We start from the raw sequence: 19,930 nt of genomic DNA on the forward strand, positions 1-19,930 counted from the left end.
CGCTGGGGCTGGGGACGGCCGGCCCTCGACTGGTCGTTCATGTGTTGTTAACGCGGTGTGGGGCCAAGTACACAAGCCGTGCTCCACCCGGTGCAGTCACCGAAACCATGAAGGAGTTGGCTGGCCGCTCTCTCCGTCTTGTAGATTCGAACGAATGGCGGGGATCAGTAACCTCACCGCAATACCCAGTTTTCACCCGCTCCAACGAAAGAGATCGGCGGCGACGAGATGCGGCTGCGCGCACTGCTGGAGACCGACGCGCTGGGCCTGCGGCTGCTCGGTGGCGAGGACGAGCTGGACCGGTCCGTCCGTGGCGTGATGACCACTGACCTGCGGGATCCCAGCCGCTACCTGTCGGGCGGCGAGCTGGTCCTGACGGGGCTGGCCTGGCGCCGGGACGCGACGGATTCGGAGCCGTTCGTACGCATCCTGGCGGGCGCCGGGGTCGCCGGGCTGGCGGCCGGCGAGGCGGAGCTCGGCGATATCCCCGGCGATCTGGTGGAGGCCTGTGAGCGGCACCGGCTGCCGCTCTTCGCCGTCCACGAGACCGTCGCGTTCGCAACGATCACCGAGCATGTGGTGCGCCAGGTGTCGGGCGAGCGTGCGGGCGATCTCGCCGCGGTCGTGGACCGTCACCGCAGGCTCATGACCTCGGGCCCGGCGGGCGGCGGCCCCGAGGTGGTGCTGGATCTGCTCGGCTCCGATCTCGACCTGCACGCCTGGGTGCTCTCCCCCACCGGGCGGCAGATCGCGGGCGCCGGGAACGCGCCGCTGGCCGGGCCGGTCGGCGCGGCGCTCGCCGGTCACCATCTGGCCGCCACCCGCAGCGGCCGCCGGGCCCCGCACCGCACCACGGTCGACGGCATCACGTATTCACTCTTCCCGATCCGGAACACCGGGCGGGGCGCGGTGCCGACCTCCCGGGATGTGCGCGCGTCGGTGCTCTCCGACTGGCTGCTCGCGGTCGAGGCGGACGCGAGCGACTGGCCACCCGCCCGGCTGGACCTGCTCCAGGGCGTCACCCAGCTGATCGCGGTCGAACGGGACCGGCGCGACGCGGCCCGGACGGTACGCCGCAGGCTGGCCCAGGAAGTCCTGGAGCTGGTCCAGACGGGCGCCCCGCCGGCCGAGATCGCCGCCAGGCTGCGGGTTGCCGCTCCGGTGCTGCTCCCCGGGCTCGGGGCGGCGCCGCACTGGCAGGTCGTGGTGGCGCGCGTCGAATGGGGTGACGCGGAGGGCTCCACCGCCACGGGCGGCCAGGCCGTCTCCGGCCCCGCCGTCGCGGGCGGCCCGGTGGCCCAGGCGTTGCTGGAGGAGATCCTGGTCGACCCCGCGGTCACCGGACCCGACTTCGCGGACCGGATCGCGGTCGCCCACACGGGCGACGAGGCCGTGGCACTCGTACCCCTGCCCGCCGTCACCGTGCCCGCGCCGGGCGGTGAGCCCGACGCGGCGCCGTCCGGGGCGGTCGCCGAGGCCGACCCCGCGCTGCACGCCGGCGTGCTGCTCGCCGCCGTCCGCGAACCGCTCTCCGCGGGCCTCGCCGACGACGGGCGGCTGACACTGGGTGTCAGCGCGGCCGTGCATTCACCCGAAGGACTGCGCGGCGCCCTGGAGGAGGCCCGGCACGCACGCCGCGTCGCGGCGGCACGCCCCGGCCGGGTCTGCGCGGCCGGGCACCACGAGCTGGCCTCGCACGTGCTGCTGCTGCCGTTCGTCCCCGACGACGTGCGCCGCGCGTTCACCGCACGGCTGCTCGACCCGCTGCGCGACTACGACCGGCGTCACCGCGCGGAGCTGATTCCGACGCTGGAGGCGTTCCTGGACTGCGACGGTTCCTGGACGCGCTGCGCCGCCCGGCTCCATCTGCACGTCAACACTTTGCGCTACCGGGTCGGGCGAATCGAGCAGTTGACGGGGCGTGACCTCTCACGCCTGGAGGACAAGCTCGATTTCTTCCTCGCGCTGCGTATGAGCTGACGTCCGGGCGCCACCACCCCGGCGGGCGGGACCATTCGTTTGTGAAATCTTTCACCTGACATTGACCCGACCCCTTGGCCCGGCGTGCCATTCCGTGCTGAGATGCGGCCAGACTCAACAGCTCAATGGCGCGCTCGGGGAGGGCAATGTGGCGCATACCGCCATGTCTGGTTCCGGAACGACAGCCGATGACGATCCGCCGCTCCAGACAGCGGTATGGCGGCTGCGGTCACGCGCCTGCTGGACGGACGCCGCCGCGTTGCTCGAACACGACGCCGCCACCGATCCGGCGGCGGCACTCCAGCGGACCGCCCTGCTCACCGAACGGTGCCTGTACGCCGGACAGGGATGGACCGACGCCGAGGACGCTCTGCGCACCGCCGAGGCACTGGCCCATGACGACGCCGAACGCGGCGCGGCGGCCTGCGAACGCGGCCATCTGGCGTACGCGTCCACACTTCTGGGCGTACGGGACCGGGCCGACGAAGCCAGTGTCGCCCTGAGCCGCGCCGCCGCGCTGCTCGCCCCGTCCGCGCCGGGCCGCCCGCTGCTGGACTTCCGCCGGGGTCTGATCGCGCAGAACATCGCCGACTCGCCGCAGGCCGCGCGGGCCGCCTACCGCAGGGCCCACGCCGGTGCCACCGCCCAGGGGGACGCGCTGCTGCTCTCCTCGACCTGGCGCCATCTCGCCCTGCTCGCCCTGCGCGAGGGCGAACTGGCGGAGGCGCGTCACGGCTTCGCGGAGTGCCTGCGGATAAGGGAGGAGCTGGGCTATCTGATCGGCACGGCTCCGGCCCTCATCGCCCTCGCGGACTCCGAACCCGAGCCCGAGGCGGCGGCCCGGCTGCGTGCCGAGGCGGGCCGGCTCTTCCGATTGCTCGGGGGCGTACCGACCTGGCTGGCTCCGCACCTGGACCCGCCGCCCCCGGAGACGGCCGAGGCGAACTGAACCCCGTGGCACCGTCCGGGAGAGGGGCGGGAGCGGTCCCGGACTGACCGCCGTACGTCACGTCAGGCCAGGTCAGGTCAGGTCCACGACCGGATCACCGGGCTTCCAGCCCGCGTCGCTCCACTCCGGAGTCGGCGACGGACGGTCCGGGGCGGGCGGCGGATGGGGACCCCGGTTGGGGTTCTGCGGTAGGGCGGGAAGCTTGTCCCGCGATCCGCCGCTGTCCCGTCGCGGAGGCGGGACGGGGGATTTGGGCGGCGCGGCCTTGTGCGGCGGCACCACGACGACGACGGTGTGCGAGGCGTCCGGGGCCGGCCCGGACGACTTCACGGCAGGCACGCGCGTCGGTGTCGCCGCGGGGCTGGCCGTGGGCATCCGCGACGGCGTCACGGACGGCTGTGCAGTCGTGGCCGCCGGGCTCTCGCCCGCCGGGACGGACGCACCGGGGCCGGCCTCCTGCGAACAGCCGGCCGCGCCCAGCGCCACCGCCGCCATCAGCAGCCCGGACACCGGTCTCGACGCCCGGCTTCCCGCCATTTTCGCCCCCAAGAATGATCATGTGATCAGAGGCGTAGCGTAACCCGTTCCGGGGGTGGCGCCGGCGGATCCCGCGGCACCGTCCGGTTCAGCTCTCGGCGCCGGTGAAGTGTTCGCGTACGAGCGACTGCACGACGGCCAGGTCCTGGGCGATGAGCGCGTCGAGCAGTGCGGTGTGCTCGGCGGCGTCGGCGAGCAGGTCGGCGCGACGGGCGGCGGGGTTGTTCCCCAGCGGCCACTGGGAGCGGCGGTGCAGATCGTCGGCGACCATCACCAACTGCTCGTTGCCGCACAGCGCGAGGACGGCGCCGTGGAAGGCCCGGTCGGACTCGGCGTAGCTCGCCCGGTCGCCCACGGCGGCGGCCGCCACGGTGGCGTCGGCCAGCGGGCGCAGGGCGCACCAGCGGGCCGGCGGCACGGTGCGGGCCAGCCGCAGCATGACGGGTACCTCGATCAGGGCCCGCACCTCCGCCAGCTCGGCCAGCTCGCGCGGGCCCCGCTGGGAGACGCGGAAACCGCGGTTCGGTACGACCTCGACGGCGCCCTCGATGGCCAGCTGCTGCATCGCCTCGCGCACCGGCGTCGCGGAGACCCCGAAGCGGGCGCCCAGAGCCGGGGCGGAGTAGACCTGTCCCGGGACCAGCTGACCATCCACCAGCGCGGCGCGCAGGGCGTCCAAGACCTGGCCGCGTACGGAGTGCCGCTGCACCACCGGCCGCGGGGCGGACGGCTCGCCGTGCGTGTGTTCGCCGCGTGCCTGCTCGGGCACCCGCACATCGGGCACCTGTACGGACGAAGGGGTGGTCGCGGGCGCGGCGGACGTGCACGACGGCCGTGCCTGCTCACGCGCTCTGCCCTGCTCCACTCGGACCTCCTCGGCCTGTCGTGGGCGCGGCTCGCGTGCGCCATGCCCCTTGTGCACGATAGGCGGAGCAGGCCGCAGTTCAAACATCGATCCGTTCGGGTAAGGTAAGGCTTACCTGCAAACGATCGCGATTCGGTGGTCCCTGCATGACACTCCCCGCCCTTCTTCCCGGCACCACCGCGTCCGCCGTGACGGGTGCGTACGCGCGCCTGACCGAGGTGTTCCCCGGCCTGCGCGCAGAGGTGCTGACGGACGACGAGGCCGCTCCCCGCGGGGCCGGCTGGGTGGGTGCGGACGAGCTCGCGGCGGGCGGCGCCGCGCTGGACGCCTTTCTCGCCCGGGACCACGCGCAGGTGCTGCGGGACTACGGGCAGCAGCCCCGCCCCGACGTGGTCGCCGGCTTCGGACTGCACCGGTACGCCTGGCCCGCCTGTCTGCTGGTGACGGTGCCGTGGTTCCTGCACCGGCGGGTTCCCCGCATCCCCGTCGAGGGTGTGGCGTTCCAGCGGGCGCTGGGCCATCTCACGGTGCGCCTGAGGGAGTTCGCCTGCCTTCCCGACGATCCGGCGGCCGGGCTGCCGGGCGCCCGGGTCGTTCCCGACGAGGCGGCGCTGCGGGCCGAGGTGCTGGCGTCGGTGGCCGAGCACATCGGTCCGGTACTGGACGGCTTCGGTCCGCGGATGCGGCGCGGCAGGAGGGCGCTGTGGGGGATGGCGACGGACGAGGTCGTCGAGGGCCTGTGGTACATCGCCCATCTGCTCGGGGAGGAGCGACAGGCGATGGCCGAGCTGGAGAAGCTCCTGCCCGGCACCACCAAGCCGTACGTCGGCTCGGCGGGCTTCCGTGAACTGAGCGGTCCGAACGGCGCATCGCTGCCCACCCGCGACCGGACGAGCTGTTGCCTCTTCTACACGCTGCGCCCCGAGGACACCTGCGTCACCTGCCCCCGCACCTGTGATGCGGACCGGGTAAGGAAACTGACGCCCGCTCACTGATCCACCCCCGCTCGTACGGGTAGTAGTATTCGAACGCAGATCACTGGCCGTGTACGGATATTCGATCAGATCCCGGCTATCCGTATGCCCTGCCAACCCAATGGCGTTCTCTTGCCCCGAAACCCCCTGAGCCTGACGGGGTTTCGGCAATCATGGCGCCCGAAATGCCCTACGCGACGCAAGGGACCGCGCATGAGACTGACCGACATATCGCTGAATTGGCTGCTTCCGGGCGCCGTGCTGCTCGTGGGGGTCCTGGCGGCGGTGGCGGTGGTCGCACGCGGCAAGCGCGCTGCTGACAACTCCGCTGCCGACGACAGCTGGGAACGCAGCGAGGAGCGTCGCAGACGCAAGGAGGCGCTGTACGCCACCGCCTCGTACGTCCTGCTGTTCTGCTGCGCGGCGGTCGCCGCCGCACTCTCCTTCCACGGGCTCGTCGGTTTCGGCGAGCAGAACCTCGGCCTCACCGGTGGCTGGGAATACCTTGTTCCGTTCGGCCTGGACGGGGCCGCCATGTTCTGTTCCGTGCTCGCGGTGCGCGAGGCCAGTCACGGTGACGCGGCGCTCGGTTCACGACTCCTGGTGTGGCTGTTCGCCGGTGCGGCAGCCTGGTTCAACTGGGTGCACGCGCCTCGCGGCATCGACCACGCCGGCGCACCGCAGTTCTTCGCTGGAATGTCGCTCTCGGCCGCCGTGCTCTTCGACCGGGCACTGAAGCAGACCCGCCGGGCCGCGCTGCGCGAGCAGGGCCTGGTGCCCCGTCCACTGCCGCAGATCCGGATCGTACGGTGGCTGCGTGCCCCCCGGGAGACCTTCGGCGCCTGGTCGCTGATGCTGCTGGAGGGCGTACGCACTCTGGACGAAGCGGTCGAAGAGGTACGTGAGGACCGGCGGGAGAAGGAGCAGAACCGTCTTCGCAGGAAGGACCAGGTGAAGCTGGACCGGGCCCACATCAAGGCACTGAACCGGCAGAACCGGGCCTGGCGCCGGGTCGGCCGGGGTGGGACCCAGGTGGACGTCCAGGCCATCGCCCCCGCGGCGGGCCCCACGCAGTCCGTCGTGGAGCCCGCCATATCCGAGCCGGGACAACTGCCGCTGCGCGCCCGGCCATCCCTGCAGGCCGTGACCGGTCCGAGCTCCAGCACCTCGGACCGCAACCCGAATGATCCGATCACCGTCGACCTCACCGCCGAGGACGACACCCAGGCACTGCCCCGGCTCGACTCGCTGGAGCGGAAACTGAAGGATCTGGAGCAGCAGTTCGGCTGACCCGTCCGTCGCACAAGGCCCTGACGGCCCGGTCCTCCCGGGCTCTCAGGGCCTTTCGTCGTCCAGCCTTTCGTCGTCCAGTTCGAACCAGACGACCTTGCCCAGCGCCTGTGCGCCCACCCCCCAGGCATCCGCGAGACCTCGCACCAGGACCAGTCCTCGGCCGTGCGTACCGTCGTCGGCGTTAGGTACATACGACGAGGACAGACCGGATACGAAGTCACGCACCTCCACCCGTAGCCTGGCGGGCGTCACGCTCACCGTGACGACCGCGCCATGACGCGTGTGGATCAGGGCATTGGTCACCAGCTCGCTCAGCAGCAGTTCCGCCACCTCGGCCGACTCCGACCGCCATCGGTAGCGCAGGAACTCCCGCAACGCGCCGCGCACTTCGCTCACGCCCGCCAGATCGGTGTGGGCCAGTCTGCGATGCAGCCGGACCGGCTGCCACCCCTGCTCCCCCGGCTCGCGCGCCGACCCGCCCATCACGGAATCGGCCTTGCCCCGACGCTCCATCGTTTCCCCCGCACGCACAGTGAATCCCCCTGCTCGCCGTCTCGTGTCCCCGAGCCCTTGTCGTGTCCTGTTGCCGTGTCCTGTCGTCGCGTCCTGTTGTCGTCTCGCGGCTTCCCGTGTTCCGCTCGCGCCTTCCCGCCCCCTCTCGATCCTTCTCGCCGAACGGCTGCGCGGAACACCTCCACGGGGATGCATGCCCCACAGACCGGCCGCCACGCTTGTCGACTCATCAATAAATGAACGCCGCACCCGAGTGCCCCGCGAGCAGTCGGACACATCGGCGTCACATTTCCTCCTCTCCGGTTAACTCCCAAAAAATTCACAACGGTTGGCGTTGACGCGACCATGTCTACGCGCGTCATCATGGTGGCTATGCGAATCCCCCCACGGATCACCACGCTCGGTGGCTCTGCCGCCCTTCTGTCCGTTCTCCTCGTCGGCGGCCCGGTCGCCTCCCCGGCCACGGCCGCCACCACCTCGGTCGGCAGCATCTGTTACTCGGCGCTGCCGGCCCAGGCCCACGACACCCTCGACCTGATCGACGTCGGCGGGCCCTTCCCGTACTCGCAGGACGGTGCCGTCTTCCAGAACCGTGAAGGTGTCCTGCCCAGTCGGAGCACCGGCTATTACCACGAGTACACGGTCATCACCCCCGGCTCCCCGACCCGCGGCGCCCGTCGGATCGTCACGGGCGAAATGGTGCGGGAGGACTACTACACCAGTGACCACTACGCCACATTCGACCTGATCAACCAGAGCTGCTGAAGGCTCAACCCTCCGGACCGATCCGCGCCGTAGCCCCCCACCTGCGGCGCGGATCACGGACCGGCCGAAGCAGCCGGGCTTGTACCCTCCACCCATGACCGTGACCTATGTGATCGACGGCTCCCGGGTCACCGGCCTGGAGCAGTTCTGGAAAGTGATCGGCGAGGCGGTGAACGGCCCCGGTGGTTACTTCGGCCGCAACTTCGACGCCCTCGCCGACTGCCTCGGTGGCGGGATGGGCACTCCGGACGACGGCGACTTCGTCTTCGAATGGCGGGACCACGCCCTCTCCGCACAGGCCCTGGCACACGAGGAGACAGCGCGCTATCTGCGAGACAGCCTGAGCAGCGTGCACCCCACCAACAGGCCCTCGGTCCAGAAGCGACTGGACGATGCCCTGGCCGGACGGGGGCCGACGCTGTTCGACCTGCTCGTGGAGATCCTGACGGACGAAACGGCACCCGGCACGCTGCGGCTGTCGTGAGCCCCGGGCCGGGGCCGGCGGACGCGCCCCGGGACGGTACCGGCCGGCCGAGCGGGAACATCACTCGGCCGGCCGGTACCGTGGGGGTCGTGGGGATCAGAACTCGGTGGTGACCTTGACGCCGTCGAACTTCTCGTTGCCGTAGAGGCTGATGAAGTGGTAGCCCGGCGCCGGGTTGTTGACGGTCAGGGTGTGCTCGTTGCCCGCCCCGACGGACTTGTCGGAGTTGACCTGGGTGGTCGCCCAGTCCACCGAGCTGTAGTAGAGGTCGGCGTCACCCGTGCCGCCGGACGCGGTGATCTTCAGCTGGGTGATGCCGGCCGGGATGACTACGGCCAGGTAGGCGTAGTCGCCCTTGACGGCCTTCAGCTCGCTGCGCATGCAGTTCCGGCCCAGCAGCCTGGTGTCGGCGTCCTTGCACTCAGTGATCTCACCGGGCGGGTTGGTGGACCCGCTGCCGCAGGCGCCGGCCGCGCAGGCGGTCAGCCAGGTGTTCCAGTCGGTGTCGTAACGGCTGCCGATGGTCGACGTGAGCAGGGTGCGGGCGCCGTCCCAGTCACCCTTGCGGTAGAGACCGAGCAGGGTGTCGACGTCCGAGCGGTGGGATTCGAGCATGTAACGGACGGCCAGGTAGCCCCAGTTGTACACGCGGGTCTGGTCGGCGTTGTCGTAGGTGGTGTCGAACAGGGTGCGCAGGGTGTAGGTGTGGTTCGCGGCCTGGGCGATGGCGGCCTCGTAGGCGAGCTTGCGGTACGAGTAGGAGACGAACTCCGCGAAGCCCTCGACCCACCAGACGGTCGGCGTGGTCATTCCGGCCTCGAAGTCGCCGTACATGTTGAAGCGGCCGTCGAGGTAGTGCGTGTACTCGTGGTTGAGGTTCCAGATCTGGAAGTCGGGGCGGGCCCACTCGGCCTCGTAGGCGATGAACCGGGGCTGGTTGCCCTCGGCCTTGGGGTCGCCCTCCAGGTACATGCCGCCGTTGTTGGTGTCGATGCCGAAGATCACTCCGGCGTAGGTCTGATAGTCGGCGCTGGAGTCGAAGACCACGACCTCGATGGTCTTGTTGTTGTCGTCGGCGACCGCACCGTTGTCCCGGGCCACCTCGTGGAAGTAGGCGTCCTGGTTGCGCAGGCTGGTGCAGCTGGCCTCGAGCTCCTCCGCGGCCATGTCCTGCGCCCGGATGGTGATGCTGTCGCTACAGGTGTGCTTCACCGGCAGGACGGCCTTCTCGAGACGCTCCGCGAGATTGCAGGCGCCGTATTCCGCGCAGTTGTCCTTGTCGTAGGCGTCGACCATCTTGGCCAGATTGACCCAGAGCGGGGCGGTGGGGCCGTCGATGGAGCTCTTGCTCATCAGGTCGGCCGCGAGCGGGCTCGCCTTGGCGCGCAGCGAGTCCTCCTTGAGGAAGCGGCCGAGCTCGAGTCCCGCGTTGGAGGCCAGGAACGACTGCTTGGTGCCCAGCAGGTCGAGGTGGTTCGCGGCGAAGTCGTGCAGGGAGTTCAGCACGCTGGAATCGGCCTCGATGGCGCTGATGAACTCGGGCACCTGGTGACCGCGGAACATGATCGTGTACACGCTGTTCACGGCGTTGAGCATGTACCAGGAGCTGTTGTACGACTCGTCGTAGTCGGCCAGCATCCGCTTGACGATGTTCAGGTAGCGGGCGTTCTCCCCGGCGCTGTCGACCAGGATGATCGCCTCGGACAGGCTCTCGCCGTTGGCGTCGGTGACGTCGAAGGCGTGCGAGGAGCCGAAGAAGCCGTCGAGCGCACCCTGGATGGCCGTGCGCAGGCGCGGCCCGTACTCTCCGACGGTGTCGGGGTCGTAGTACTGCACGTAGTAGCCGGCCCGGAGGAAGAGGATCAGCTGAGGCACGCCGGTGGTGCCGTCACCGGGGTAGGAGGCCGACGCGTCGCGCATGGCGTCGGCGATGGTGACCATCTGGTCCTCGCGGAAGGCGTGGTAGCCGTCCTGGCCCTGGAGACGGAACAGCGTGTTGACGCAGTCGGTGGTCGCCGCCTTGACCTTCTCGACCAGGGCGCCTCCGGTGTTGTTGGTGAAGTCGGTGACGTTGCACTCGGCCGCGGCCTTGCTTGACTTCTTGGCGCGGGCCTGCTTCTCGGCCTTCATCGAAGGTGCCAGGTGGCTCGGAAGCGCGGTGGCCGGGTCGTCGTAGTCCCGCTTGAGCGCGTCCTTGGACGCGGACAGCGGCGGCCGGTCGGCGGCCTTGAGCGACTTGCGTTCGACGTGAGCGGCATCGTCGGCGGGTGCCGTCAGCGCCTCGGCGGTGGGGCCGCCGGGGTCCTCGGTCTGGGGTTCCGCCCGTTTCTGAGCGGCGTCCGAGGAGTGGGAGGTCGCGGCCGATGCGACGGGGCGTTGCTCGACGGCTTGGCTCGGTGCCGTGAGCAGGCCCACGCTCAGGCACGCAGCCAGAACCGCAGTGGACAATCCAGTTATCTTCTGTCGAACCCTCAGGTTCTTCACTTGCCGCCTCCCAGCGGAGTGGTGACCGCGCAACATCGCGCGGCTGTGGGGGAATGCGCGGGGGCGGGTCCGGGTCGAGTCCTGGTGCGCGCTATGGCATGGACACGACCTCATCCCCTCTGCGCGCTGTACAATGGCACATGTCACATGTCCTTCGGAAGCCCTCTTGCGCAGATTCATCTCCGCGACAACTCACCGCCACAGCAATCGGGTTCAGCCCCGGCCCGCGTGCACGACGGCCGCCCCCGCCGGACCACTGAGCGCGCACCTGCTGTCCGGACCGGGACCGACGTCCCGAGCATGAGCCCGAGCCCGTTCCCGTGCCCGAGTCCCGACAGAGCCCTGAGGAGCAATGCCCGTGTCCCATTCGCTCTCCGCGCCCCACGCCGGCAGCCACGACCTGCCGGTGTCGCCCGCGCTGGACGCCTTCATGAGTACGGCGTGGGCGGACACCCCGCTGCCCGCCGACATCCGCGTCCCCTCGTACGACGTCACACCTGCCCGCCGCGCCCGGCTCGCCGCCCGCTTCCCCGGCGAACGCCTGGTCGTCCCGGCGGGCACGCTCGCGGTCCGCTCCAACGACACCGACCACCGCTTCCGTCCGCACACCGGCTACGCCTGGCTCACCGGTCTCACCGGCGATGACCAGGCCGGCCATGTCCTCGTCCTGGAACCCGACGGCGACGAGCGCCACGAAGCGGTGCTGTATCTGCGGCCGAGGTCACCGCGCACCGGGCAGGAGTTCTACCGTGACCGCAGGTACGGGGAGTTCTGGGTCGGACGCAGACCCGACCTGGCGGAGGCCACCCGGATGACCGGCATCCGCTGCGGGCACCTCGATGCCTGGGAGAAGCTGCTGACCGGCCCGCAGCCACCGGTAAGGGTGCTGGGCGGGGTGGACCGGTCCATCGACGAACTCCTGCGTTCTCGCGGCTCGTTCCCGGCGGGACGGACGGCTCCGGCTGGACTGGAGGCGGTACTCAGCGAGCTCCGCCTCGTCAAGGATCCATGGGAGATCGGCCAGTTGCAGCATGCCGTCGATGCGACATTGACCGGCTTCGAGGATGTGGTGCGGAGCCTTCCACAGGCGCTGCGACACCCGAGAGGGGAACGCTGGATCGAGGGCGTCTTCGATCTGCGGGCCCGGCTGGAGGGGAACGGTCCGGGCTACTCCACGATCGCCGCGGCCGGAGCGCACGCCTGCGTCCTGCACTGGATCCGCAATGACGGGCCGCTGCACCGCGACCGGTTGCTTCTCCTGGACGCCGGAGTGGAGACCGATTCGCTCTACACGGCCGACATCACCCGTACCCTGCCGCTGTCCGGCCGCTTCTCCCCCGTGCAGCGCAGCGTCTACGAACTGGTGCTGGCCGCTCAGGAAGCCGGCATCGCGGCCCTGCGCCCCGGGGCACGATTCCGTGACTTCCACCTGGCCGCCATGCGGGTCATCGCCGAAGGGCTGCACGAGTGGGGCGTGCTGCCGATGTCCGCCGACGAGGCACTCGACGCCGACAACGGCCTCTACCGCCGGTACACGCTCTGCAGCAGCGGCCACATGCTCGGCATGGACCTTCATGACTGCGCCCAGGCACGGGCCGGCAGCTATCTGGACGGACGCCTGGAAGCCGGCCAGGTACTGACCGTGGAGCCCGGGCTCTATCTCCAGCCCGACGACGAGACCCTGCCCCCGTCGCTTCGCGGAATCGGGGTGCGGATCGAGGACGACCTCGTGATGACGGCCGATGGCGCCCGGCTCATGTCGTCCGCGCTCCCGCGCACCGCCGACGGAATCGAGGAGTGGATGGGCGCCCTGCTCGACGGTTGAGCCGGACGCCTCCCTATCATCGGCCGCCCCTGCCATGGGGCGGCCGATGGAGGGCGGCGAGACCCGGGGCCCGGAGCCGGACCAGCGGTTCAGGCGTCGGCGACCGGCAGCGACACCCTAGTGATCCGGATACCGCCCGCGCCCGTATCGCCTTCCTCCTCCTCGGCCCAGAGCGATCTGACATGTGACATATGGGTCAGCATGCAGGTCTCGGCTCGCCGGGCGTCGCCGGCGATCATGAGGTCGAGCAGTTGGACGTGCTCCTCGGCCGATACGGTCAACTGCCCCGTCGCGGCAAGCCGGTTCAGCCCGAAGAGGCGCGATCGCTTGCGCAGGCTGCTGACTTCCTCCACCAGCCTGCGGTTACCGGCCAATCCGAGCAGTTCGAGATGGAAGCGACGGTCCGCCTCCAGGTAGCCGATGATGTCGTGGTCGGCGGCCGCGTCGACGATCGCCAGGGCAAGCGGCCGTAGCGCCTTCAGCTCCCTGGTCTTGCCCATCCTGGCGATGCGGCCGACGGTGGGTGGCTCGATCATGGCGCGGAGTTCGGTGAAATCGTCCAGGTCCTGTTCGGTCAACTCGGTGATCCGAAAGCCCTTGTTACGGACGGCTTCGACCAGGCCCTCACGTGCCAGGTCGAGCATGGCTTCGCGCACCGGGGTGGCGGACACTCCGAACTCGGCGGCGAGCGCGGGAGCGGAGTAGATCATGCCCGGACGGAGGTCCCCGGCGATCAGGGCCGCCCTGAGGGCGTTCGCCACTCTGTCGCGCAAGTGCTCTTGCGCCGAGATGGCGTTGAGCGTCGTCAGGCGGGCCATATGTGTTCCTCCAGCGCCGTACGGGCACTCAGAATACAATGTCACGTTTCCGCTCGGGCCCGTCGTTCCCCGCCTGTGGACAACTCGGTCAGGACGCCATCCTTCTGTGCACCGCAGCGGCGACCGCGAGGTCTTCCCAGCCCATGCCGACGCTCTTGAAGAACCGGGGGCCCGCGAACCCGGCCGGTCGTCCGCCGAGGCCGCCCCCGGTCACCAGCTCGGCGAGGTCGGCGGCGATGTCTTCGGCGCTGAAGGCTCCTTCCGCCATCGGGATCAGCAGGTCCCCCGCCTCCGACAGGGCTGCGGCCCTCGATTCGACGATCACGGCGGAGCGTGACACCAGAGCGGTGTCGACCTCCCTGGCATCCGGGGTGTGCGAGCCGACCGCGACGACCGTCGCCCCGTCCGGCACGAGGGTGCCGTCGAACAGCGGGGTTGCGGACGTGGTGCAGCAGAGCACCAGATCGGCCGTGGTCACCTCCTGAGCCCCCTGCGCCTCGCCCGCGCGGGCGTCCACGCCGAGTCGGCGGGCATGCTCGACCAGTGCGGCGACCCGTTGCGGGGTACGGCCGATCACGGAGACCCGTTCGACCTGCCGTTCGGCGAGCAAAGCGGCAAGGTGTCCGTACGCCTGGGGTCCGGTTCCGAAAAGCACCGCGTGACGCAGCACGGGCCCAGTGAGGTGCCGGATCGCGAGCGCGGAGACGGCCGGTGTGCGCAACGTGGTGAGCGCGGCCCCGTCGAGCAGGGCGATCGGCATCAGGGTGGGACCGTCGAGCAGCAGATAGCTTCCGGTGATCCGGGGCAGGTCGCGTGCCGGGTTGCCGGGAGCGACTCCGGCGATCTTCACCCCGGTCATCTGCTGGGTGGCGGCAGGCATGATCAGCAGTTCACCGCCTGGCACGGTGACATGGTGCCGGGCCGGGGACGTCTCCGGATCGAGTCCCCCGCTCAGCGCCGCCTCCAGGGCGTTCACGGCTCCGGTCGGTCCCAGGGCCTCGATGTCGTCGGCGCCGAGCAGGGGCAGTTTCACAGCAGGAATCCCTCAGGGAACGGATCGGACGGGTTCAGGAAGAATTGTGCGGTACCGGTGATCCAGGCGCGGCCCGTGACAGTCGGGACGACGGCCGGCAGACCGCCCACGGTGGTCTGCTCGACCAGACGCCCGGTGAACGAGGTTCCGATGAACGACTCGTTCACGAAGTCGCGGTCCAGGGGAAGTTCGCCGCGCGCGTGCAGCTGTGCCATGCGTGCCGATGTTCCCGTTCCGCAGGGCGACCGGTCGAACCAGCCGGGGTGGATCGCCATCGCATGCCGGGAGTGGCGTGCGCCGGAACCGGGTGCGATGAACTGCACGTGCTTGAGGCCGTGAATCCCGGGGTCCTCCGGGTGGACGGGCCGTTCAGCGGCGTTGACCGCGTCCATCAGGGCGAGTCCGGCCGACAGGATGTCGTCCTTGCGCGCCCGGTCGAAAGGCAACCCGAGGTCGGAGAGTTGCACCATCGCGTAGAAGTTGCCGCCGTAGGCGAGGTCGTACCGCACCGTTCCGTGGCCGGGTACGTCCACCGTCCGGTCGAGACCGACGCTGAACGCGGGGACGTTGGTCAGGGTGACAGCCGTCGCCGCGCCGTCCCGCACGTGCACGTCGACGCTGACGAGTCCGGCCGGGGTGTCCAGCCGCACGGTCGTGACGGGTTCGGTGACCTCGACCATGCCGGTCTCCACCAGAACGGTCGCGACCCCTATGGTTCCGTGCCCACACATCGGCAGAAAACCGGAGACCTCTATATACAGGACGCCGAAGTCCGCGTCGGGCCGGGTGGGCGGCTGAAGGATCGCGCCGCTCATGGCTGCGTGACCGCGCGGTTCGTACATGAGCAGGGTGCGCACGGCGTCCCGGTGCTCCTGGAAGTACCTGCGTCGTTCGGCCATCGTGGCGCCGGGAATGGTGCCGATGCCACCGGTGATGACGCGGGTGGGCATGCCCTCGGTGTGTGAGTCGACCGCATGGAAAATGTGACGTGTCTGCAAGGCTCCCCCTGGTTCGTCACGATGAACAAGAAGTACGCGGAGTACGCGGAGATCGGAGAGAACGGGGCCGGGTCGAGCCGCGGCCCGACGTAGGCATACGGAACGGGGCCGGGTCGAGCGCAGGCCCCACGTACGCGTACGGAGCGGCGGTCAGGCGGTCAGCCGAGGCCTGCGGCCAGCGCCTTCTCCGTCGCGGCACGTACGGCGGCCGCGTCGTCGTCGGGCAGGGGAAGACGCGGCGGACGGGTGCGCCCACCATGTCGTCCGGCGACATCCATGGATGCCTTGATGGCCTGGACGAATTCCGGCTTCGAATCCCACCGCAGCAGGGAGTGCAGTTCCCGGTACAGCGGCAGCGCGGTTGCCATGTCACCCGTCACAGCGGCTCGGTACAGCTCGACGCAGCAGGACGGCAGCATGTTCGGGCAGCCCGCGATCCAGCCGACGGCCCCGGCGAGTGCCAGTTCCAGCAGGACGTCGTCGGCACCCACGAGCAGATCGAGACCGGGCGCCTGTTCGGCGATCTCGTAGGCCCGCCGGACGTCACCGCTGAACTCCTTGACCGCCACGATGCTGCCGTCCTGGTGGAGCGCGGCGAGCAGGCCGGGGGTCAGATCCACCTTGGTGTCGTAGGGGTTGTTGTACGCCACGACCGGAACCCCGACTCGGGCGACCTCCGTGTAGTGGGCGCGGACCGCCGCGTCCTCGCAGCGGTAGCCGTTGGGCGGCAGGAGCAGCACGGAACCGGCGCCCGCCTCCGCGGCCTGTTCCGTCCAGCGCCGTGACTCCGCGCTGCCGTACGCGGAGACGCCCGGCATGACGCGGCTGCCGTCGCCTGCCGCTTCGACGGCTACCCGGACCACCTGCTCGCGCTCGCCGTCGGTCAGGGTCTGGTACTCCCCCAGTGACCCGTTGGGCACCACCCCGTCGCAACCCGCCGCGATGAGCTGTTGGACGTGCTCGGCATAGGCGTCGTAGTCGATCGTGCAGTCGTCGCGCAGGGTGAGCGGGGTGGCGACCATGACGCCGTGCCAGGGTCGGGTGCGCGGGTGGGCGTTCGTCTGCATCGTGGCTCCTTGAAAGGTGTGACATGTCACGGTGTGATGGATGAGTGGGCATCGGTCGGCGGCGCGCGGTGCCGAGGAGCGGCAGGGGCGTGTCGGCGGCGCCGGGGGAATCGGGGTGGCTGCGGGCCTATCCGGGGTCCGCCAGGTCGGCGAGTGCGGACAGCTTCACGGGGCAGGCCAGCGGGCGCCGGTCGGGGCCATCCGGCCCTGCTCCGGCGCCGGGTCCCGTGCCGTGCGCACCGGCGAGTTCTCGGACGGCGAATCCGCAGGTCCGGCCCTGACACCACCCCATCCCGGCACGGGTGAACAGCTTGACGGTCCTGGCGTCACCGGCCCCGAGCTCCTCGCACGCGGTACGGATCCGGCCCGCCGTGACCTCTTCGCAACGGCAGACTTCCGTGTCGTCGGCCAGCCACTCGCTCCACCCCTCCCCCGGCCGGTGCACGGCACCCATCAACGCGGCGAAGGCCCGCAGACGACTCCGGGACCGGCGCAGAGCGATCGCCCTGCGCGCCGCTTCCCTCCGCACCCCACCCCGTACTTCCCGAACGACCGACAGCGCCGCCAGCTCCCCTTCGCACAGGGCGAGTTCCACGCCGCCGACGCCGCCGGTCTCGCCGGCCGCCCAGACCCCCGGCACGGTGGTCCTGAGCTGTTCGTCGAGAGCGACCGCATGCGTACCGTCGGCACAGACGCGCGTACCACACCCTGCCGCCACGGCGAGTTCCAGCTGAGGAACGAGCCCGTGTCCCACGGCGAGCACGTCGCAGGGGATCTCGTGTCCGGTTCCCGGCACGGGACGCCAGCGGCGGTCCACCCGGCTGACGGTCACCGCCTCCACCCGTGTGTCGCCGTGCACTTCGGTGACCGCCCGGTGCGTCAGGACTCGGACTCCGGCACGGGCCAGCGCCGCGCCGTACCGGACCCCTTCCGCCGCCTTGCCTGGATTGGCGGCCAGTACGCGCGGAGCGCGTGCGTAGGCCCCGTAACCGGACGCCTCGATCAGTGCAGGAACACTCGCACCGGCACGCGTCAGCGACAGCGCGACGGCCTGCAGGAGCGGCCCGCTCCCCGCGACCACGATCCGGCGGCCCGGCAGCGCCAGGCCGGATTTGAGCATGGCCTGGGCGCCGGCCGCACTGACGACCCCCGGAAGTGTCCAGCGGGGTAAGGGGAGTTGGCGTTCATGGGCGCCCGTCGCGAGCAGCAGTCGACGTCCCCGGACGGCATTGCGGCGCTCCCCCTCGGCTCCGGTGACCGCGTGCAGGATCCAGTCGCCGTCACGCGCTCGTTCGACCGACCACACCTGGTGGCCGGCAAGATGCCTGATCGCGCCCGATTCGCTGTGCGCCGCGAGCCGCGCGGAGAGTCCGGCGAAGACGGACCAGCCGTGGTGCAGGGCTTCGGGTCGAGTGGCGCCGAGCCCGTCCGCCGGACTGCGGTAGTACTGACCGCCGGGCATGACGGCCGCGTCCAGCAGAACCACGTCCATGCCGTGGTCGGCCGCCGTGACGGCCGCGGCCAGGCCGGCCGGTCCCGCGCCCACCACGGCGAGTTCGGCTCGGTCCGCGTCCCGTGGCCGGCGTTCATCCGTCGATCGAGGCATGGCCGTCGCCCTCCTGCGTGGTGATGGCGTCGCCGGGGCGGGCGGGAAGCAGGCATGCGCGCTGGTTGGGTCTGCCGTTGACGGTGGCCAGACAGTCGTAGCAGGCGCCGATGCCGCAGAAGGCGCCCCTCGGCCGACCGTGGACCCGGGTGGTACGCCAGGCCAGGATGCCCGCCGACCACAGTGCGGCCGCGATGCTCTGACCCGGCAGTCCCCGGATCGGGCGCCCGTCGAAGGTCAGCTGGAATTCCGGTTCGGGCTCGGCCCCGACGAGTTCGGCCGGGGTACGCGCTCGGGTGCGTCTCACAGGGTCCTCTCCTGGGGCACAACGCCTCTTTTCCTTGGGCACACGAGAATTCCGGTTCTCCTTCGGCACACGGGGATTCCTGCGGCACACAACGGGCTTCCCCGTGCACCGGGGACCTTTCCTCGCGCCACACGGGTGCTCGCGCAGGACACGGGGCTCCCCTCCCGGAGCGCTCGCACCCGCTCCGTCGTCATGTGACCTTGCGTGCGGTGTCGAACCGGTCGGGCGCGAACGGACCAAGATCGAGTACGGGCTGCCGCCCGTGGATCGCGTCGGCGATCAGCCGACCGGTCGCGGGGGCCAGCCCGATCCCGGCTCCTTCGTGGCCGCAGGCGTGGAAGAGGCCGGGCACCCTGGGATCCGGGCCGATCGCGGGCAGGTGATCGGGCAGATAGGGGCGGAACCCGTGGTAGGCGCGCAACACCCGAACGTCCGCGAGTACCGGGAACAGGGCGGCGGCTTGCGCGGCCAGCCGGGCCACCACCGGCACGGACAGCGTCCGGTCGAAGCCGACCCGCTCGCGGCTGGCGCCGATCAGGACCGGCCCCGAGGGCGTCCCCTCCACCACGGGCGAGGTCTGCAGCGCAGCGGAGCCGCTCGACACATCGGCCACGTACTCCGCCGCATAGACCTTGTGCCGGATCAGCCGGGGCAACGGCTCGGTGACGAGCACGAACCCCCTGCGCGGCAGGACCGGCAGGTCCACCCCGGCCAGTGCGGCGAGCTCACCGCCCCAGGTGCCCGCCGCGTTGACGACGACGGGGGCGATCAGTTCGCTCTGTGCGGTGCGCACCCCCCGTACCGCCCCGTCCCGGCCCCTGAGTATCCCGACGACCTCCTGCCCCGGGCACGCGCGCGCCCCGGACCGGCTGGCCGCCCGCAACAACTCGGCTGTCGCCAGAGCGGGTTGGACCTGTGCGTCCTGCGGGTAGTGGCAGCCTCCGGCAAGTTGCGGTGTGAGGTGGGGTTCGACATCGCGGAGCCGATCGGATGTGACGTGGTACGCCTCGACCCCCGCCTCCCGTTGGCCGGCGGCCGTCGCGGACAGGGTGGTCAGGGACTCCTCGGAGGCCGCCACGACCAGGCCGCCCTTGAGTTCGTACTCGATGTGCGGCGGCAGGTCCTCTGCGAGTTGTCCCCACAACGCGGCGGAGAGCAGGGCAAGTTCGAGTTCGGGACCCGGCACTTTGTCGGAGACCAGGAGGTTGCCCTCCCCGGCTCCGGTGGTGCCTCCGGCGACCGGACCGCGGTCGACGACGGCTACGGACAGTCCGGACCGGGAGGCGTAGTAGGCGCAAGCAGCACCGACCACTCCGGCCCCGACGATGACGACATCCAGGGGCTGTCTCATGAACACGGCAGTAATATGTCACATTGCTTGTGAGGCGCCAAGGGTGTGTGCGGCAGCAGTTGATCAGCCGTCACCCCGTCG

18 protein-coding genes are annotated in these 19,930 nt (G+C 70.5%); 7 read left to right on the forward strand and 11 right to left on the reverse strand.

Annotated elements, in window-relative coordinates:
• Positions 1–228 precede the first annotated feature (228 nt).
• On the forward strand, positions 229–1,980 hold the full coding sequence (locus ACZ68L_RS11065) for a PucR family transcriptional regulator (protein WP_469576070.1): 1,752 nt from the start codon (positions 229–231) through the stop codon (positions 1,978–1,980).
• A gap of 163 nt (positions 1,981–2,143) precedes the next feature.
• Complete coding sequence (locus tag ACZ68L_RS11070; RefSeq protein WP_469576072.1) at positions 2,144–2,929, forward strand: hypothetical protein; 786 nt, start codon at positions 2,144–2,146, stop codon at positions 2,927–2,929.
• A gap of 72 nt (positions 2,930–3,001) precedes the next feature.
• On the opposite strand, the gene ACZ68L_RS11075 is transcribed toward ACZ68L_RS11070, so the two are convergent.
• Positions 3,002–3,466, reverse strand: coding sequence for a hypothetical protein (locus ACZ68L_RS11075; RefSeq protein ID WP_469576073.1), 465 nt, complete (start codon positions 3,464–3,466; stop codon positions 3,002–3,004).
• A gap of 88 nt (positions 3,467–3,554) precedes the next feature.
• Positions 3,555–4,331, reverse strand: a complete 777-nt coding sequence (locus ACZ68L_RS11080; protein ID WP_469576074.1) for a GntR family transcriptional regulator — start codon at positions 4,329–4,331, stop codon at positions 3,555–3,557.
• Positions 4,332–4,477: 146 nt separating this feature from the next.
• On the opposite strand from ACZ68L_RS11080, the gene ACZ68L_RS11085 reads away from it, so the two are divergent.
• Together ACZ68L_RS11085 and ACZ68L_RS11090 are read left to right on the forward strand one after the other, a co-directional pair.
• Positions 4,478–5,326, forward strand: a complete 849-nt coding sequence (locus ACZ68L_RS11085; protein WP_469576075.1) for a (2Fe-2S)-binding protein — start codon at positions 4,478–4,480, stop codon at positions 5,324–5,326.
• A gap of 192 nt (positions 5,327–5,518) precedes the next feature.
• A complete protein-coding gene (locus ACZ68L_RS11090; RefSeq protein WP_469576078.1) occupies positions 5,519–6,595 on the forward strand; it encodes a DUF2637 domain-containing protein in 1,077 nt (358 codons plus the stop codon).
• Positions 6,596–6,640: 45 nt separating this feature from the next.
• Here ACZ68L_RS11090 and ACZ68L_RS11095 read toward each other — a convergent pair whose 3' ends face one another.
• Positions 6,641–7,081, reverse strand: a complete 441-nt coding sequence (locus ACZ68L_RS11095; RefSeq protein WP_469576416.1) for an ATP-binding protein — start codon at positions 7,079–7,081, stop codon at positions 6,641–6,643.
• A gap of 402 nt (positions 7,082–7,483) precedes the next feature.
• Between ACZ68L_RS11095 and ACZ68L_RS11100 the strand changes: the two genes are divergently transcribed.
• Together ACZ68L_RS11100 and ACZ68L_RS11105 are read left to right on the forward strand one after the other, a co-directional pair.
• Positions 7,484–7,876, forward strand: coding sequence for a guanyl-specific ribonuclease (locus tag ACZ68L_RS11100; protein ID WP_469576080.1), 393 nt, complete (start codon positions 7,484–7,486; stop codon positions 7,874–7,876).
• Between the two features lie 94 nt (positions 7,877–7,970).
• Entirely contained in the window at positions 7,971–8,360 is a 390-nt protein-coding gene (locus ACZ68L_RS11105) for a barstar family protein (RefSeq protein ID WP_469576082.1), read from the forward strand.
• Positions 8,361–8,456: 96 nt separating this feature from the next.
• On the opposite strand, the gene ACZ68L_RS11110 is transcribed toward ACZ68L_RS11105, so the two are convergent.
• Positions 8,457–10,844: a M9 family metallopeptidase gene (locus ACZ68L_RS11110; protein ID WP_469576084.1), complete on the reverse strand. Its 2,388-nt coding sequence runs from the start codon at positions 10,842–10,844 to the stop codon at positions 8,457–8,459.
• 358 nt (positions 10,845–11,202) lie between these two features.
• Between ACZ68L_RS11110 and ACZ68L_RS11115 the strand changes: the two genes are divergently transcribed.
• Positions 11,203–12,669, forward strand: a complete 1,467-nt coding sequence (locus ACZ68L_RS11115) for an aminopeptidase P family protein (RefSeq protein WP_469576085.1) — start codon at positions 11,203–11,205, stop codon at positions 12,667–12,669.
• An 89-nt stretch (positions 12,670–12,758) separates the two neighbouring features.
• Here ACZ68L_RS11115 and ACZ68L_RS11120 read toward each other — a convergent pair whose 3' ends face one another.
• The 7 genes from ACZ68L_RS11120 to ACZ68L_RS11150 all read right to left on the reverse strand — a co-directional run bounded on the left by ACZ68L_RS11120 (position 12,759) and on the right by ACZ68L_RS11150 (position 19,849).
• Positions 12,759–13,487, reverse strand: a complete 729-nt coding sequence (locus ACZ68L_RS11120; protein ID WP_469576086.1) for a GntR family transcriptional regulator — start codon at positions 13,485–13,487, stop codon at positions 12,759–12,761.
• Between the two features lie 88 nt (positions 13,488–13,575).
• The gene (locus tag ACZ68L_RS11125) at positions 13,576–14,520 is read right to left on the reverse strand and encodes an ornithine cyclodeaminase family protein (RefSeq protein WP_469576087.1); all 945 of its coding nucleotides are present in this window, start codon (positions 14,518–14,520) and stop codon (positions 13,576–13,578) included.
• Entirely contained in the window at positions 14,517–15,518 is a 1,002-nt protein-coding gene (locus ACZ68L_RS11130) for a proline racemase family protein (protein ID WP_469576089.1), read from the reverse strand. Before ACZ68L_RS11130 ends, ACZ68L_RS11125 begins: the two co-directional genes overlap by 4 nt.
• Before the next feature lie 158 nt (positions 15,519–15,676).
• Positions 15,677–16,585 carry a dihydrodipicolinate synthase family protein gene (locus ACZ68L_RS11135; RefSeq protein WP_469576090.1) on the reverse strand — a complete coding sequence of 303 codons (909 nt, stop codon included), beginning with the start codon at positions 16,583–16,585 and terminating at the stop codon, positions 15,677–15,679.
• Positions 16,586–16,712: 127 nt separating this feature from the next.
• The gene (locus ACZ68L_RS11140) at positions 16,713–18,191 is read right to left on the reverse strand and encodes an FAD/NAD(P)-dependent oxidoreductase (protein ID WP_469576092.1); all 1,479 of its coding nucleotides are present in this window, start codon (positions 18,189–18,191) and stop codon (positions 16,713–16,715) included.
• Positions 18,172–18,498 (reverse strand): (2Fe-2S)-binding protein, encoded by a 327-nt coding sequence (locus tag ACZ68L_RS11145; RefSeq protein ID WP_469576094.1) that lies wholly within the window; start codon positions 18,496–18,498, stop codon positions 18,172–18,174. Before ACZ68L_RS11145 ends, ACZ68L_RS11140 begins: the two co-directional genes overlap by 20 nt.
• A 190-nt stretch (positions 18,499–18,688) precedes the next feature.
• Entirely contained in the window at positions 18,689–19,849 is a 1,161-nt protein-coding gene (locus tag ACZ68L_RS11150) for an NAD(P)/FAD-dependent oxidoreductase (RefSeq protein WP_469576095.1), read from the reverse strand.
• Positions 19,850–19,930: the final 81 nt, after the last annotated feature.

It is taken from the genome of Streptomyces sp. NPDC104309 (assembly GCF_055584025.1).

Excerpts from the sequence above, each read along its gene's own strand:
- ACZ68L_RS11065 (WP_469576070.1), top strand. The coding sequence starts at position 229 with ATGCGGCTGCGCGCACTGCTGGAGACCGACGCGCTGGGCCTGCGGCTG.
- ACZ68L_RS11070 (WP_469576072.1), top strand. The coding sequence starts at position 2,144 with ATGTCTGGTTCCGGAACGACAGCCGATGACGATCCGCCGCTCCAGACA.
- ACZ68L_RS11075 (WP_469576073.1), bottom strand. The coding sequence starts at position 3,466 with ATGGCGGGAAGCCGGGCGTCGAGACCGGTGTCCGGGCTGCTGATGGCG.
- ACZ68L_RS11085 (WP_469576075.1), top strand. The coding sequence starts at position 4,478 with ATGACACTCCCCGCCCTTCTTCCCGGCACCACCGCGTCCGCCGTGACG.
- ACZ68L_RS11090 (WP_469576078.1), top strand. The coding sequence starts at position 5,519 with ATGAGACTGACCGACATATCGCTGAATTGGCTGCTTCCGGGCGCCGTG.
- ACZ68L_RS11095 (WP_469576416.1), bottom strand. The coding sequence starts at position 7,081 with ATGGGCGGGTCGGCGCGCGAGCCGGGGGAGCAGGGGTGGCAGCCGGTC.
- ACZ68L_RS11100 (WP_469576080.1), top strand. The coding sequence starts at position 7,484 with ATGCGAATCCCCCCACGGATCACCACGCTCGGTGGCTCTGCCGCCCTT.
- ACZ68L_RS11105 (WP_469576082.1), top strand. The coding sequence starts at position 7,971 with ATGACCGTGACCTATGTGATCGACGGCTCCCGGGTCACCGGCCTGGAG.
- ACZ68L_RS11120 (WP_469576086.1), bottom strand. The coding sequence starts at position 13,487 with ATGGCCCGCCTGACGACGCTCAACGCCATCTCGGCGCAAGAGCACTTG.
- ACZ68L_RS11135 (WP_469576090.1), bottom strand. The coding sequence starts at position 16,585 with ATGCAGACGAACGCCCACCCGCGCACCCGACCCTGGCACGGCGTCATG.
- ACZ68L_RS11140 (WP_469576092.1), bottom strand. The coding sequence starts at position 18,191 with ATGCCTCGATCGACGGATGAACGCCGGCCACGGGACGCGGACCGAGCC.
- ACZ68L_RS11150 (WP_469576095.1), bottom strand. The coding sequence starts at position 19,849 with ATGAGACAGCCCCTGGATGTCGTCATCGTCGGGGCCGGAGTGGTCGGT.